This window comes from Ruegeria sp. ABF4_144, from assembly GCF_056160045.1.
In genome coordinates, this window is record NZ_JBSWWK010000004.1 from 209,052 (window position 1) to 224,869 (window position 15,818).

The following is a 15,818-nucleotide window of genomic DNA, read 5'->3' on the forward strand; positions in this document are numbered from 1 at the left end:
GAAGGGTTTGGCGAGGTTTTCCGTTCCTTCTACCGGACCGGTCTGGTATCGGTTTGCCTATGCTGGATACTCTCAAATCACTGCCCAAAGATCCTGACGAGTTGCGCGCCGTCAGTGAGTTGATGGCGACCGAGATCCAGTCCTTGACCTATCAGTTTGAGAAGCTAAAGGCGGAACTTCATGGCCATCGCAAGGCGCGGTTCGGTTCCAAATCCGAAAGCCTCGATCAACTGGCCTTCGATCTCGCGGAAGACGCCGAGATCGAAGTCGCGGCTGAGGCTCAGAAGAACGAACCTGCCTAGGCTGATAGCAAATCGCCCAAACGCCAGCATAGCCGCAAACCATTGCCCGATCATCTGGAGCGACAGGACGAAGTGCTGTCTGCCGGAGAGGAATGCGGTGAGTGCGGCGGTTCTTTACGCCCAATCGGTGAGGACGTCACCGAAGAGCTGGAATATATCCCCGGTCGCTTTGTCGTGCGCCGGATTATCCGCCCACGCATGGCCTGCACTGCTGTGAGGCTTTTGCGCAGGCCCCATTGCCATCCCGTCCGATTGAGCGTGGCCACCCCGGCCCGGGGCTTCTGGCCCATGTGCTGGTTGGTAAATATTGCGATCATCTGCCGTTGGATCGGCAATCCAAAATCTTCGCCCGTGAGAAGGTCGATCTGCACCGTTCAACGCCGACCGATTGGGTGGGACGCAGCACGGCCTTGCTGGAACCACTGGCCGATCATATTGGCAAGCAGGTCAGGGCGAGCCCTGCGCTCTTTGCCGATGACACACCGGTCAAACTGCAAAGCAAGCTGAAGCCGAAGAAGACTCAGACCGCACGGCTCTGGAGCTATGTGCGCGATGAACGTCCGTGGTGTGGCGCGGCTCCGCCCTGCGCCTGGTATCAGTTCAGCACAGATCGCAAAGGCGAGCACCCGGTCAATCACCTCTCCGGCTATACCGGCACCGTGCATGCCGATGGCTTTGCAGGCTTCAATGGGCTGTTTGGTGAAGACAGAGCCGATGAACAAGCCTGCATGGTGCATGTCCGCCGCAAGTTTGTGGACGAGTTCGAGCGCACCGGCGCGGACATCGCCAAACACACCATCACGCAGATTGCGGAACTCTACGCGGTTGAGAAGGAAGCCAAGGGCAAACTCCCAGAAGAGCGCGTTGCCCTGCGGCAGGAGAAGGCTAAACCCATCTTTGATGAGTTGGAGACCTGGCTGCAGGCGCAACTGCCCAAGCTCTCGGGTAAGTCCAAACTGGCTACCGCCATCCGCTATGCCCTAAACCGCATGCCCAAGGCCCGCGCTTATCTCAGCGACGGGCGGCTAGAGCTTGACAACAATATTTGTGAGCGCCCCATCGCCCCATCGCCCCATCGCCCCATCGCCCCATCGCCCTGGGCCGGAAAAACTGTCTGTTCATGGGATCTGTCGGAGGCGGCAAGGCCGCCGCCATCGCCTACACTCTCATCGAGACCGCCAAGATGAATAACGTCGATCCTGAAGCATGGCTCGCCTGGGTTCTCGACCGCCTGCCAGATCACAAGATCAACCGCCCCAATGAGCTCATGCCGTGGCAGTATGATAAGATAGAAGTGTGACAAGAGGCTTCGCGGCGCGCCCCAGAAGTCTAAACAGCCAGAAAAATCAAAATGCATCTATTTCAACGAACAAAAGCCGCAGATCTCGCTTTAGCTTTAGAGTGGGGATACGCTGAACTATCAACCGCAATAGAGTGGGCCGATGAGCAGATTTCCAAGTCGAACGAGCCGAGCAATACGCTAATTGATTTATCACTTGCACGTGGTCCAGGACAGGCAGCAGGTTTTTGGCGCGCCTTGTCTGAAGGTACAGATCAATGGATGAATTTAGCGTTTTTTCTGAACCGGTTTTATTTGACAAAAACAATGCGACCAGCAGAAGCGTCGAGATTAGCTGGACATCTGTTTATGTATACTACTTATGATGAATCCCCAGAGCCATTTAGAGTTTTCTCTTCCCATTGGGATGAGATTGATCTCGCAATTTCTGGTACTTACGGCGATCCAAAAGAATGCGTCCAAAATTTACTAGAAGATATCAGAAATACGGTTGTAGCTTATGGTGGGCTCAAGTTTAACTCTTTGTTCAGATGTGAAATTTGAAAGAACAAGCTGCCAGCTGTTTTCATCGCCTTTGAAATTGCTTGTCTGGTCACCGTTCCAGCCCAATCTTTCATCAATATGGACCGTGGTCGTGTGCGACTTAGTCTCAAACATCGAAATTGGGTTGTCAAACGGCTCTCTTCGTTCCCGTACCGTTTGGCTTTGAACCGTCAGCACACGAAAATCGGGAGATCCCAAAAAGCGTTCGATCAGATCTTCCAAAAGATCATCCTCCTCACCCTCGAACGCAAGTGGATACTGATGATCTACATGACCGCCTCGCCGCCATCTAACAAAAACCTTTGTTGAAGGCGCATCGCGTAATTTGAGCAGATTCCCCCATGTGTGATTGAATCTTCTTTTCGCGTTTTGCACCATTTGATCTTGATTCTTAGAAAGCAAGATGTGCCCATTGTCAGAAGACAACAGAGAGCCTTCAAAGTCATTCCGCGGAAGGTTATGGTGAAAAATAAGACCCGTTCGATTGCACTGCCCGGACCCGGCAAAACTCAATGAAAGCCCGTCTGAAAAAATTTCAAATTCCGGGGTGAAAGCTGGGTGAAGAATTTTCTCAAGGCTGTGAAATGACGTAATAGTCCAGTCGAAGGGCAATGACATTGTGTTGCAATGCTCGCGACTTTCGCAAAACAAACGAATTTGATGTGCTGGTCTGCACCATCCACCAAGCGAAATAATGTCAAATCTTTTTTCCACGCCCAGCTTGCTAGCATCCCCCTCCTGTTTTCTACAAGCCGCGAAACCAAGTTACGACATCAAACAGCAGCTGCGGCGACAGGCGCTGCGGGCGGTTTTTTCGACCTTTGTGACTGTATTTGTCATGACTGGTCGTCCTCGTTGTTCAGGTCTTTAGCCTGATCTTTCGTTACATTCCCATCATCGGGAACCCAAGCATCGATGTACTTTCCCCCGCACTCGTGGCACTGAGCTGGTTTGTCCCCTTCCGCGGGTTCGATACGATCAAACCCCGGGTATCGACTTCGCATCTCAACGCACTTGGTTGTTTCGCACAGGGGCCCAGCATCTGTTTCACTGCCGTTGGTTTCGTGAGGCTCATGGGAAACTTCGTCAGTGACCTCTTCCGCATGCAGGTCCGGATCTTCAATGACGCCTTCATCTTGATCTGACTTCTGACCGTTGGACCATTCTGAACACACGGCTGAAGCAATGCCTTGCTGTTGCACTCTCAATCTGTCGGCCTCAACCAGATCCGCAACATCATCTTCATTCCTCACCAGATCCCGCATGTCGGGCCGGGTGAAGTACACGGCCTTGCTGCTAAGAATAGGTGGCAAGTCACGCGTCATGATCAGCGACGCAATCTTGGGCAACTTACTCAGATCAGACTGGTTCATGAGCGCGACCTCCTTGACTTGTTCGTTTTCGCCTGCACTCAACTGACCTGAGAAGGCCTGATATTTTGCATCCGATGATGAGTTGGCTTTGGTCTTCACCGCGATGGTGTCCTTGCCAAGCATGTTGGTAATTTCGTTCGAACGGGCACGTTTAATTTACCTTCCTCCATAGTTGTTTCTCGATCTCATTTCAGAACCGCAAACTATTGTGCTCCACATTTGCTTTAGGAGGTACGACAACTTCGTTTGGACGCACCGTCGGTTATCGAGCAAGTCGCAGCGGGTGAGCACGCAACTGCTTGCGAAAACGATAGAACTGGCGTCTGTACATCTTTCCAAAACGCGTGGGCTTAGCTGTGAACTGGAAAAGACTGCCGCGCAGAAGGGTTAAACTTTCGCAAACGTATCGGGCCTATGGAAGCGGACTCCAAGGGGAGAACACCAAGTGCTTCTGCTCTGACGGCTCCTTCGAGCCAATTCGAATTTATGTTGCATAGGTGTCGAATGTCGTGTGTGGATGTCTCCTGCATAGCAAGACATTTTTTGAGCTGATATGAGCGTCTGTCAGATGCAGTCGTGTGTCCGGCCTGTTTGCGCAGCGCACGCGGCTGCTGGCCCTGATGGTTTCCGCTGACCAAGTCCCAAACGGCAATACGGACAACATGGTGTCCCAGACATTCGACGGGGTGTCTTAGTTGGCGGGCTGACATTGCTCCATCATCTCAATGGTCTTGCGTCTCTTATGTTCCTTTTGTCAGTTTATGCTGCGTGGGATTGGTAGCGTTCGTTTCGTGTTAGGACGGCCCAGACGATCCGAGCGGTTTTGTTCGCCATAGCGACTGTCGCCAGCCGTGGTGATTTGCGTTCCAGTAAAGCGACGGCCCATGGATCTGCGCGATCCGGATCATCCTTCATGTGTCTCAACCGTGCCGTCATGCCTGCCACCAATAGGCGCCTGACATATCTGTCGCCCATTTTGGAGATACGCCCCAGACGCTCTTTGCCGCCGCTTGATCGGTTGATAGGCGTCAGTCCCAGCCAGGCGGAAAACTCTCGTCCATTACAAAATTGATGCCCGTCGCCCGCCGTCGCAACAATGGCCGAGGCGGTCACGGGGCCAACCCCGGGTATGGTTCGCAACAGCATGACCTGGCGATCTCTTCGACCTTCAAGCAGGAAGCGTTTGTCGTACCAGAGAATGCGGAGATGCAGCGCGACCATCTGGTTGCACAGGTTCGTCAACACATCAATGGCGACATTGGGAATGCTCGGCAGGTCTCCGTCCAGCACCGCCTTTGCAAACTTCACGGCTCTACCAACCCCTTGCGCGATCACGATCCCGAACTCGCCCAACAGTCCGCGCAACATGTTACTGAGCTGGGTCCGCTGACGCACGACCATGTCTCGGGCACGGTGGAGGAACAGGACACCCTGCTGTTCTTCAGTTTTGATCGCGACGAAACGCATCGTAGGGCGCGTGACCGCTTCATAAATCGCCTCTGCATCGATGGCGTCGGACTTGCCGCGTTTGACATAGGCCTTCACATACATTGCAGGCATCAGACGGACTTCATGGCCCAGCTTCTGGAATTGCCGCGCCCAGTGGTGGCTCGATCCACAGGCTTCCATACCAATGAGACACGGTTCAAGGCTCTCGAAAAACTGCAAAAGCTGCGCCCGCCTGAGCGACTTGTTGAACGCAACGGCTCCGTCCTTGGTGATCCCGTGCACCTGAAAGATGTTCTTGGCCAAATCTAGGCCAACTGTTGTAACCTGCATTGGGTGGCTCCTTTCCTAGCAGTCGATGACAACTGCATTATGGCGCATCGTGACGCCGGGGGAGCAGGAGCCATCCACCCCATCCGCTTTGCTTTTCCAAGTTGACACTCATCAACCTATGCCGATCCCAGCTCGCTCGATACCGATGGCTTGTCACATTCTGGCAAAAATACACCAGAGATGAAAATGATCGCAGCCATCACCGCCAGACCTGCATACTGTAAGTCGAATCCCAGTTCGGCTTTCTTCAGGAAAGCTATCAATGGTAACGCGGTGGAACCAACTCCAAGTGACAGAACATATTCTACGGAGAGAGCGCGCGAACGGATGCCAGCATCAAGGTAATGGCCCGTCAACCATGTGGTTATTGGAACTCCGGCGAAGATCAGTGTGACAGCCGTCAGGGCCAACACCAGTGCCGCCCAACCTGTGGCTTGCGAGAGAGCAAGCAACAGCACGGTTTCTCCTGCTATCAAGCAGAGTAGCACTGGACGTGCGCCAATCCGGTCGAGAAGCTCTCCCACAGGCAATTGAGCAAAGGCGGCAACGCCGAAAATTAGACCGGCAGAAGCTCCGATCCAAGCCAAATCAGCATAGCCGTCCACAAGTCTCTCCTCCAGAAACTTAGGCAAGGAGATTGTGATCACATTAAACACCAAGCCGCTAAGCAGGGCGACTACGCAAATGATAAGGAAAACTTTGAATTGCGTGCGCCGGTCATAAATCGCAGTGGTGTTCGGTTTGGTGGACACTGCTGAGATTTCAGCCTCAGGAAGGTTTCTGTTTCGGAATACAAGCACCCCACCAATTATGACCGACACCAGGCCCGGTAACGCAAATGCACTTTGCCAGCCGAAATACCGAGCGAACACCCCAGTTATCACGGCGGATCCGGCCAATCCCATGTTGCCGAACACACCATTTATAGCGAGAGCACGCCCTGATCGCAGCCCTGCCTGCGTCACATATGCCAGCCCCACAGGATGATAAATCGCAGCGAAAAGACCAAGGGCTCCAAGCCCGACTGACATCGACGTTGGTCCGGCCGCCATAGCAATCCAGATGTTGGAAACTCCACAGCCGATGAAAAACACGGCAATCAGATTTAGTCGATCCATCCGATCCCCAAGCCATCCGGCTAGAAGCGTGCCGAGCGCAAACATTACATAAAGCGGAGTTCCAAACAAAAGCACATCTGCAAAACCCATGCCCCAAGCTGGGGCAATGGCAAGTGCTGCGGTTGGAAAGATCAGCAAGAAGAAGTGATCGAAAAAATGAGCTACATTGATGAACTGAAGTGCTTCCTTGCGCGACATCTTGTATCTCCGGGACGAGGTGTAACTTGATTACTCGCAGGTCTCTGCTCTACTGTCTGTCGACATAATGACTATCTATACGCCTGAAATGCCAGATCGAGACGCGCTTGATATTGTTGGGCTCGCCTCGAAGTTCGATGGGGGAACCGTGTTCGCGCCCCATGAACATTCCGCACACCAGATTGCACATGCTATTTCGGGTACGATGCGGGTCTACGCCAATAGCAAGACTTGGTTTGTCCCGCCTGGACGCGCTTTGTGGATTCCCGTTGATACAACCCATGCTATTCAATGCGTAGGGCCAGTGGAAATGCGTACGGCTTATCTTAGCGCATCCTATCCGACTGCACTTTCCAATGTTGCTGCTATTTCTGTCTCACCACTTATGCGTGAAGTGCTCGTCCGCTTAGCGGAAGGCACTCCAAAGAAACTGAGAGCGCTACTGGCCGATGTTCTACTAATCGAAGTAGCACAGGGCGTCCAAGAGCCTCTAAATATGCCGATCCCCGATGAACCGCGCATCGCGATGCTTGTGCAAGCTCTGCAAAATGCGCCGTCAGACCAGACAACTCTTAAAGCTTGGGCAAAACTTTTAGGGTTTTCAGAGAGGAACCTTATCCGTCAGATACGAGGCGAAACCGGTATGACGTTTCGAGAGTTGCGCCGCCTGGCACGCGTCATGATTTCTCTAGAAAAACTATCGCTCGGGCAGTCAGTTACTGCAACTGCATTTGACGTCGGCTTTGAGACACCGAGTGCATTCATTCATGCGTTCCACACTCTAGTGGGGCAGACGCCCCGGCAATTCAAATCCGAAGGATAACAGCCTTTCGCTCTAGCACGTAGACTATGTGCCTAAGCGCAATCAAATAATCACTTGAATTTACGATACCTCACCTTAGGCTTTGGAATTTTCACCAGTACTTGCCGCGCGAAGCTTTTCTCTCGGGATCGTCTTCCAAATTACAAAGGACTAGTGTGCGCTTAGGTCAACCTTTAGAACGTCAGCTGTTTTCGTCGATGCTTTGCGCTGATCAACTCTCTCGCCGTTGATTAATCAGTCGGTGATTTGCGTTTTGTATAGTCATGTTCTGGAATAAAGCGGCATGTTGTTTTCCAAAGTTATTAGTGCGGTCAATACATAAGACCAGGCTAGTTCGCACAGCAGACATTCAACGAATTCAGACCGATGTTTGCATCGACTGCAACTTGCGGTCGAACAACATTGCAGCCAAAGTCCGCTTTAGAGCATTAGAAGAGATTTTACCTATGATTGATATCGATCAGGTTCGAGAAGACACGCCGGGCGTCAAGCATTCGACACACCTTCTGGCCTGTGGCTCAGCGCTAATGCCTCAAAGCGTGGTGGAAGCCGTCGTAACACATACCCCCGGCAGGCAAAGGGTCAGATTCAACCAAATAATGGATATTATCGGACGTGCTTTTTGCCGAAATCATTCGGCCATTATCCCACGTGGACAGCAAGACCCACTCAACTTCATCGTATCTTGACATAGAAAGTCCTCTGTTACCGGGGTAGAGCCGATTGGGAGTCTGTTGGAATTAGTCTGCGGGAATGAGTTCAAACTCACTTTGATACCGACCGCAGGGATCGACATAACGCTGTACCCTTGTCCTACAAATATCGTTTACGGTGAAGTGGCTTGTGATAGTCGGCCCCGTGGAGCGGTTGCGAGCTGGCAATAGTGACCACCGCATCGCTCCTGCTTCTAGGTCATATCGTTTCACATTATGCCGACAGAATATGTAGTCCTCCGGCTCGTATTCTTTGAGTAGACCATCCGTGTGCAGCCTATTGAAGATCCTTTCTGTAGTCCGACACATTAGCCTACCTCCGGGCCTTTGTTGGAATTAGGTTAGTGTTTCGTTTTTGATGTCGCCATCACGATCAATCGTCCACTTCTGCGTCATGCCGTCATCGCACTTGTGGACATATCGAACAGACTGGCTCTTGCGGTTATAGGCCCATGGTTTGGTGGGTTGGCCACAGTGCAGGCAATCCAAGCTATCAAAGTCATTTAGATCGGGCATTATGGCCTCCGGCGTTTGTTGGAATTCAATGCAGGGCGGATGCCATCTCGCCTAATCTCCCCTGAACGCTCGTTCTGTCTGTCGGATGCAAATGAGTGTGTCTGTGTGCCTCTCGGCCAGCCTTCGATCCACGACCTTCGCTTTCGCTATCTCGCAGATAGTTACGGTCTGCATTCATCCCTCGTCCGACACGTCGTCGTGTTCCCGTCTTTCCTTCGCCTTTCGCTAGATCAGTCCTAGATCGACCTACTCACTTCGGCCCATGTTGTCGCTACTTAGGTTCTGGCGCGGTAAGCGTCTGTCCGTCGTTTTTCAGGAGGCTCTACAGGGGTTCGGCAACTTCGCCCCCTGCGGCTGCATTTTATCCTTTCGTTTCATTTGGCCCACTCTGGGGTTAGTTGGAAATTTTCAAAAGCCGCTCGATTAGCGGTGGCAATTCCATGACCGTCCGCCAAACCACGTGGAGGTCAATCTCGAAATATCCGTGCGCGATCCTGTTCCGCATTCCACGGATGCTTCGCCAAGGGACTGAGCCATTCGCATCCACGAAATCAGGGTGATCAGCGATGATGCGGCTCGCGGCTTCCCCGACTATCATGAGGCTCATTACAACAGCCCTCTGCGTCTTTAGATCTCAAGAAAGTCAGCCTCGTCCATGCCTTCAGTGAAACTTACGGCGTCGGTCGCACCCTGCACCATTTGCCCGAGATAATCTGCGAGTCGGTCCTCAGCATTCATACTGGTACTGCCTGACGCAAAACATCCGCCCTAATATGCGGGGGAAGATCGAGCGGTGTCTTCACATCGACGCGCACCCCAAGGGCTTCTTCGAGATCATCTTGCAGCCCGCCTAAGTCGAATAAGGTCGTTTCGGGCAGTGGCTCAACCAGAACATCCAGATCGCTGTCTTCTTGGTCGCCTCCAGTCAAAACTGAACCGAATACACGAGGATTTATCGTGCGGTGGACAGCGGCCAAGCGCCGGATAGTATCGCGTCCGAGCGAAAGAGCTTGCGATGGTGTTCTTCCGCCATGGTAGACCTCCGGGTCTTGGCTCAAATGATCCGGACCTATCCCGGACTTCTTGTTTGACTTTGTATCTCAGTTGTGTCATTGTGTCAATATCATTAGCGTGACACAAGATGGAAGAATGAAGCGAGGATACATTCGCACAGTGGCTGGGGGGCCATCTATCAATCAACAGAAGGCCGCGTTGGCCGCAGCTGGTATTGATGTGAACGACCCCTATGGACCTGTCTACATTGACGAAAGAGAGGCCGCGATAGCCAGCCTTGCGCCGGGTGACGAGCTGGTCATTGCGGAACCGGCTTGCCTAGGGACGACTGCAGCTGACGCGCTTGACGCTCTTTCGCAGATCGGAGCGCGGTCCGCCAAGGTATTGGACCTCGCCAGCGGGACCGCGATAGATTGGCATCCCGACGCTCAAGCCCCGCTCGAATTTGCTGTGGAGGCAGGCCGCGCCTCAGTGGCCGCTCGTGCAAGAAAAATGCGAAAGGCCCGTGCGGCATCTGGGAATCTGGGTCAAGCGCCGTTCGAGTGGACGAAGGCGAAGATCTCGGAGTTGCGCCAGTTGGAACTCGATGGGACGACACGCGAGGAACAGGCAAAGGCGCTTGGCTGCAGTCGCGCGACATTGCAACGAAAACTTAGAGAAATGGCTTCCAACAAAGGTGCCAATGACGGCTGAGCGGACTTTACGGAACTTCGCAGCGGCTGCAATTTGCTGGGCAAGGCCTGGGGTGGCCACACAGCTGCCGTTCGCTGCGAGTGCAAAGCCAACGACTTAAGCTCAATTCGTCAGTGAATTCCAGAGCAGATGGACTCTCTTCGCGAGCCCCAATGCGGACATTCAAAAATGCCAAGGGCTCCAGATTAGAGTTGCATCAAGTCACCGGGGCTAAAATTGATTCCAGATATCCCGTCCATCCAATTCATTGAATCTTGTGTATCGCGATAGACGCGTGCGCTATATATAGTGTCTATATGAGACTGCCTCAACACTGGGTTGCGTGGCAAAACTATGAATGACCGTATTCCTTCACCCGTCATTGGCGTCCTTGGCGAAGTGTTCAGTGACTACTACACCCATTCCGATATCGACCGGCTCTTTACGTACGCAGATGCGCCCGGTGATCCACCAGACGGTAACTCCTCAGCTAGTGAGACTAGCTCTTCGCTGGCGCGCAAGTATGTCTCCGCCAGACGCGGTGTTAAGCTCAGAGGGATAATTGCGAAACACAGAGTTGCTAGGCCCCACACTGTTGTGCGAATTGCCCCAAAAGCTTCCTTGAAATCCAGTGCTTCAGTTTCCAAGACGGCAGCCTCTATCAAGTTCGGTATGCTGGGCAGCACTCCAAGGCTGTAGAGATATGTAACCAGCCCAACCAACAAAGCCGAGACTTTTGTGGTTCGGAGGTAATTAGCTACCGTGATCATCAGTTTGAACCCTTCTTGGAAGTTTTAGGAGCAAGACCGGCCACGTCCAGCGCGGCGGCTTCGGCCCCGAGATTTTCGGCATTGTTGTAGAGTGTGGACTTGCTCACTCCTTCGATGCGATCCGCGATCTGCACGAATGAAAGACCTTTACGGACTAATCCGACGACCTCAGTGCAGGCTTCATGACGGCTACGTCCCAGACGGGAAGGAGCCTGCAATGACCGAACCGCTCCTTCCCGCTGGTCGCGCGCAGCAGCTGGAAGGCTACCCGGGTTGGAGGTGAGAGGCCCCGGCAACCCGTTCGCGCGCGAAATCCAAGTTGATCAACGTGGCGATCGATCTTCTAAGTTGAGACCTTACTCCGCGTTTTGCCAGGCGACCCCTTTACAGCGCGCCGGTTCCAAAATGGACCACGTTTGACTATTACGGGCGGCCATCGAAAATAGTTTCTCTTTTTGCAATATAAACTGTCGCTAAATCTTCTGGAGTTTCAAAACTGCTGTGGTTTGGAAAACCGTAACAGTCCCAAGTCGTAAATCGCAGTCGCTTCAAGGGCCTTTCAGCTTCTTGTAACGCTAATGCATGATCTTCTGGATCTTACCACTCTAAACCCTCCAGGAGGGTCAAGCGCACGGTTGCTTTGTCTTTTCTTTGACCCCACCCAGCAATCACGCATTTCCCAGGGTTTACTTTAGGTTCGAGCTAGACTTGACGAGGTTTAGATCATTGATACTTGCTCTGTTCACTCTCACGCATTGTCACCAGTTTTTTACGAACAGAGAACTAGCGCAAAGCGCTGCGTAAGGTCAGTTTCCAACACCTCGAAACTGCATTGCGCATCGCCCAGACAAACCTCTTCCAGGCATGCTTGCGACATGACAGTTTCTGCCGTCTAGATCAGGCTAGAATTGGTCAATTTGATCATAATTTTCTCGCCCTTTTTTTCTTCAGTGACACTTTCGGCAGCATCGGGCACTGAGTGATTTTTGGATCGATTGCTTTGAAGCTGATGTGTTCGATCAATACCGTCTGGCAGCAATCGCTGTGGCCAGACACATCAGCGCTGCAAAAAACAATGCACTACCAACGTTGCCAGACAAAAACCAAAGCCGGAAACCGACCAAATCTGGCTCAGTGGCAAGTGTGAAGCTAGTCTGCCAGCTTAAAAGCGGTGGATCATCATGGTGTTTTTTGTAGATCGCCCAAAAAACGAAGAGAGCTCCAAACGCCGATGAAGCTGTCAACATGTACGGCTCAAGAAACAACACATCCTTAAAGCACCAGAATGCTGTGGCAATTACCACAACCCAAAACAACAAATGCGACGTTCCGATCGATCCCACGTTGATGATCAGCATCCGAAATGTGACAAGTACGATCACAATTGCAGCGACCCAAACCACAAGTGTAATTCGGTTATTTTTGGTACTCATATCGCCCCCATATTCACTAAACGTTATTGATTCTAAATAATTATATTGGATCGCAAATACACACGCTATACGAGTTTACATTACACAAATTGCAACTATAGATCGAAACCCCTTTCCGTTTTTCTCGAACTTTCAAAAATGGCGAAAGTAAAATGTGCGGCGGGAACAAGGCCTCTAAAAGCGACATCCTGCAATCACGAGCCTGGTAACAATCGAAGATTGTCAGAGCATTGACGACTCTGGAATAGAGCCCAGCCTGGCGAGGGGAGATCGGATGGGGAAATCCCGATGCGAGCATCCTCAGCACACCCATCTCTTGGTCAGAAAGAGCGTCTGCGTTAAGGCTGAAAACCATATCAATTACATCGAGCGCGAGCAGATAAAGGACCTGTGACTCAAGGCGAAAGGCTGATGGATGTGTCGCAAACTCTGGGGTCTGGTCGACGAACATGCGTGATCTGAGGTTTGTACGCGTCGAATAATTTGCGAACAGGTTATTTGAGCATGATCTCGTTAAATGCAGTAGCACCAGCAAGTTTCTGATGCCGGATCACTCGATGGTTTGAATATCGGAGCGACACACGCAGTTCTGGTAGGTCTCTGAGTAGAGTCAAACAATGGTTGCACTTTGGGCACTCGCGGCCATTGAGGCGTCTCGCTGAGTGGTATGGGTCTTCGGAAACTCCGTGCCTGAACTGGTATGAGTTGGGTGGGGCTGTGATGGGGTCTGGCTGCCTCGTTCTCGCGACAGTATTGGAAACGCCGAAACTTTTTTGAAGCATCTGGTCGTTTCCTGTTTTGGAAATACTCTTTGTGGTGACGAGACGGGTGGATTGAGATGGTTGTGAAAGTTGTGGACCGTACGTCAGGCGCAGAGCTCGACTTTGTAGAAGTCGATGGCCTCGTTGAGCTGCAAGGATCTTCCGATGTCCATCTGGGGATCAATGTCGTCTCAGTGGAAAGCGTTGTGCGCCGCGGTGACGACGTTATTGTTGTCTCCGAGGATGGAGGGTCAACTGTAGTTGGGAACTTCTTCGGGGACTCGGGCAACAGCCAGGGCAGCCGTATCTTTTTGAACGGCTCCAATGAAGTGACCGGAGCGCAGCGCCAGGGCGAAGACATGATTGTGCGCCTTGAAAATGGCGACACGCTGGTCATCGAAGGCTTTTACGACAAAAACATAGGCGAAGCACCAGTGTCGGGTGAGGCTGTTGTGCTACCGGATGGCAATGCACCAGTTCCGCCGTGGTTACTGCTTGCAGGAGGCGTGACCGGGACAGCGGCGGTCGCTGTTGCAGTTGACGAGTTAAGTAGTGCCTCTTCTGACGAGAATGAAAGGGATGCACCGACCCTTGGTGATGACGCACCTACCGATGATGGGGCCGATGCGTTAGCCCCCCTGCCCCCGGTTGTTAACCCATCAAATGGCAGAGTGTTCTCTGGCATGGCAGAGCCCGGGACGACAATTGACGTCGACACTGATAATGACGGCATGCCGAATTTCACAGCGACGGCTGGTATGGATGGCTTTTTCAGCATTGATACTGATGCCCTACTGCCAGATGGTCGGGAAATTGAAGTAACCGCTACAGACGCCGCAGGGAACGTCAGCGCGAGAGTCATGGCAACTGTGGATGCGACCCTGCCCGCTGGGCCTCGGGTTGACCCGTCGAATGGAACCATAGTCTCCGGTACAGCAGACCCCGGGTCGAGGGTTGATGTTGACGTCAGTGGGGACGGGTCGCAGATTTTGACCACAACGGCTGATGAGACTGGAGCATGGAGCGTTGATCCCGGGTCAGATCTTGAAAATGATCTACTCGTCGGTGTTACCGCGACGGATGCAGCCGGGAACATCAGCACGGCTGCGGTCGTGAGGGTGGATGCAATACAGCCGACGTTAGTACTTTCTGCTGCGGATGGAAACCTTGTATCTGGCTTCACAGATCAATCGTTTGCCCTGGTTGAATTTGACGTTGGTGGTAACGGTGTCGTGGACTTCAGCGCTTTTACTGGTGATAGTGCCGGGCTTTTTAACGCGGACCGAAGCACAGGTCCTCTTACAGCCGGTCAAATTGTCACCGCTATCGTTCGGGATGCCGCCGGCAACGTATCTACTTTTACAGTAACGGTAGGCGGGGACGATTTTCTGGACTTCAGCATCTTTGGTAATGCGGGCACAGGGTCCGACAGGATCTAGGGCCTCAGCGGCGATGACACAATCATGGGTACCGCAGCATTTGACACAATAACCGGGGGTACTGGCGATGACACCCTAACCGGTGGAGGCGGGAACGACATCTTTGACTACGATTTTGAAACCGCCGGGAACGATACCATCACAGACTTCGATACGTCCGACGTAAGCTCATGCGGAGACACCATCGACCTCAGTGACCTGCTGACCGGATTCGGAACTGCGCCCGGCGATACCTCAAATATCATCTCGGACTTCGTCACCTCGGCAGATGACGGCTCTGGCACTAATACAATCCTGACGATCGATCATGATGGCAGTGGCCCGATCACGCAGTAGGTTACCATCACCCTGCAGGGCGTTACGAACACCGCAACACTGGTGGATGATCTAATCACGAACGGGAACCTTATCGTCGGTTGAGCTGATGGGGCGGGTCTCGATTTCGTGAAAGATAACAAAGTGCGAGCCTCGGTCTGAACAGGAATGGTGCCCCGCTCTGCCCTCTCAACATATTGACGACGTGCCGATCAGATTGCGTATAGGAGTGTGGAACGCTGATGCCGCGATAAGGGATCTGTTTCTCTTTTTCCCGGTCGCACCCGACTTGATCCGAGACAGATGATTGCACTCCCGTCGCAAATACCCTGATCTCATTTGCAAATAATGTGAGTTTGGAAGCCTAAATAGTCGCAATTTTTCGAGCTAAAAAACCACAACGTTAGCAATCCGAGCACCGGATAAGTGTAATCCACTACATCTACAGGCAAATCCTCGCTTAACCAGACTTCGATAACCCAAAGGTCTCATGTGCTGAATTCTGGAAGCAGCGATTTTTTACGCGAAGCTGCAAGCATAGCGTGCATCGCAACGTATAGATATCTGTAAGTAGCAAGAGTATAGAACATGAGATTGATACTGGCCGTCATCCTTCCTTTCGTGGTGTTTTTCACTATAAAAAGGCCGTTTCAGGGCCTTTTCTGTTTAGCCCTTCAGCTGACGATCATCGGTTTGTCAAACGTTGGGATCGACGTCTGATCGGGTTCAAATTGTTCAGATCCGTATCG

Annotated in this window: 14 protein-coding genes and 2 pseudogenes; 7 read left to right on the plus strand and 9 right to left on the minus strand. The window is 52.4% G+C overall.

Features of this window, described 5'->3' with window-relative positions; all coding sequences use genetic code 11:
• Positions 1–59 precede the first annotated feature (59 nt).
• Together tnpC and ACXAGD_RS23255 are read left to right on the plus strand one after the other, a co-directional pair.
• Positions 60–1,602: pseudogene (gene tnpC, locus ACXAGD_RS23250) on the plus strand (IS66 family transposase).
• A gap of 51 nt (positions 1,603–1,653) precedes the next feature.
• Positions 1,654–2,145, plus strand: coding sequence for a hypothetical protein (locus tag ACXAGD_RS23255; RefSeq protein ID WP_475214571.1), 492 nt, complete (start codon positions 1,654–1,656; stop codon positions 2,143–2,145).
• Here the strand turns inward: ACXAGD_RS23255 and ACXAGD_RS23260 are convergent.
• The 4 genes from ACXAGD_RS23260 to ACXAGD_RS23275 form a co-directional block, all read right to left on the minus strand.
• Positions 2,071–2,859 (minus strand): DUF1796 family putative cysteine peptidase, encoded by a 789-nt coding sequence (locus tag ACXAGD_RS23260; protein ID WP_475214573.1) that lies wholly within the window; start codon positions 2,857–2,859, stop codon positions 2,071–2,073. The two genes, ACXAGD_RS23255 and ACXAGD_RS23260, sit on opposite strands and share 75 nt — an antisense overlap.
• A gap of 122 nt (positions 2,860–2,981) precedes the next feature.
• On the minus strand, positions 2,982–3,674 hold the full coding sequence (locus ACXAGD_RS23265) for a type IV secretory system conjugative DNA transfer family protein (protein WP_475214626.1): 693 nt from the start codon (positions 3,672–3,674) through the stop codon (positions 2,982–2,984).
• 603 nt (positions 3,675–4,277) lie between these two features.
• Positions 4,278–5,297, minus strand: coding sequence for an IS110 family RNA-guided transposase (locus ACXAGD_RS23270; protein WP_475214575.1), 1,020 nt, complete (start codon positions 5,295–5,297; stop codon positions 4,278–4,280).
• Positions 5,298–5,413: 116 nt separating this feature from the next.
• A complete protein-coding gene (locus tag ACXAGD_RS23275) occupies positions 5,414–6,613 on the minus strand; it encodes an MFS transporter (protein ID WP_475214578.1) in 1,200 nt (399 codons plus the stop codon).
• Between the two features lie 67 nt (positions 6,614–6,680).
• Between ACXAGD_RS23275 and ACXAGD_RS23280 the strand changes: the two genes are divergently transcribed.
• Entirely contained in the window at positions 6,681–7,436 is a 756-nt protein-coding gene (locus tag ACXAGD_RS23280; RefSeq protein WP_475214580.1) for an AraC family transcriptional regulator, read from the plus strand.
• A 1,049-nt stretch (positions 7,437–8,485) separates the two neighbouring features.
• Here ACXAGD_RS23280 and ACXAGD_RS23285 read toward each other — a convergent pair.
• From ACXAGD_RS23285 to ACXAGD_RS23295, 3 genes are all read right to left on the minus strand, one after another.
• Positions 8,486–8,665: a hypothetical protein gene (locus ACXAGD_RS23285; protein WP_475214582.1), complete on the minus strand. Its 180-nt coding sequence runs from the start codon at positions 8,663–8,665 to the stop codon at positions 8,486–8,488.
• A 394-nt stretch (positions 8,666–9,059) separates the two neighbouring features.
• A complete protein-coding gene (locus tag ACXAGD_RS23290; protein WP_475214584.1) occupies positions 9,060–9,272 on the minus strand; it encodes a HepT-like ribonuclease domain-containing protein in 213 nt (70 codons plus the stop codon).
• A gap of 127 nt (positions 9,273–9,399) precedes the next feature.
• Positions 9,400–9,723, minus strand: a complete 324-nt coding sequence (locus ACXAGD_RS23295; protein WP_475214586.1) for a nucleotidyltransferase family protein — start codon at positions 9,721–9,723, stop codon at positions 9,400–9,402.
• Positions 9,724–9,748: 25 nt separating this feature from the next.
• Between ACXAGD_RS23295 and ACXAGD_RS23300 the strand changes: the two genes are divergently transcribed.
• Positions 9,749–10,372 (plus strand): hypothetical protein, encoded by a 624-nt coding sequence (locus tag ACXAGD_RS23300; RefSeq protein ID WP_475214589.1) that lies wholly within the window; start codon positions 9,749–9,751, stop codon positions 10,370–10,372.
• A gap of 748 nt (positions 10,373–11,120) precedes the next feature.
• On the opposite strand, the gene ACXAGD_RS23305 is transcribed toward ACXAGD_RS23300, so the two are convergent.
• Entirely contained in the window at positions 11,121–11,339 is a 219-nt protein-coding gene (locus ACXAGD_RS23305) for a hypothetical protein (RefSeq protein WP_475214591.1), read from the minus strand.
• Positions 11,340–12,140: 801 nt separating this feature from the next.
• Positions 12,141–12,554: a hypothetical protein gene (locus ACXAGD_RS23310; protein WP_475214593.1), complete on the minus strand. Its 414-nt coding sequence runs from the start codon at positions 12,552–12,554 to the stop codon at positions 12,141–12,143.
• Positions 12,555–13,392: 838 nt separating this feature from the next.
• Between ACXAGD_RS23310 and ACXAGD_RS23315 the strand changes: the two genes are divergently transcribed.
• From ACXAGD_RS23315 to ACXAGD_RS23325, 3 genes and pseudogenes are all read left to right on the plus strand, one after another.
• Positions 13,393–14,754 (plus strand): Ig-like domain-containing protein, encoded by a 1,362-nt coding sequence (locus ACXAGD_RS23315; protein WP_475214595.1) that lies wholly within the window; start codon positions 13,393–13,395, stop codon positions 14,752–14,754.
• 12 nt (positions 14,755–14,766) lie between these two features.
• Positions 14,767–14,844, plus strand: a pseudogene (locus ACXAGD_RS23320) (hypothetical protein); the annotation flags it as partial.
• 9 nt (positions 14,845–14,853) lie between these two features.
• Complete coding sequence (locus ACXAGD_RS23325; RefSeq protein WP_475214628.1) at positions 14,854–15,090, plus strand: type I secretion C-terminal target domain-containing protein; 237 nt, start codon at positions 14,854–14,856, stop codon at positions 15,088–15,090.
• Positions 15,091–15,818 lie beyond the last annotated feature (728 nt).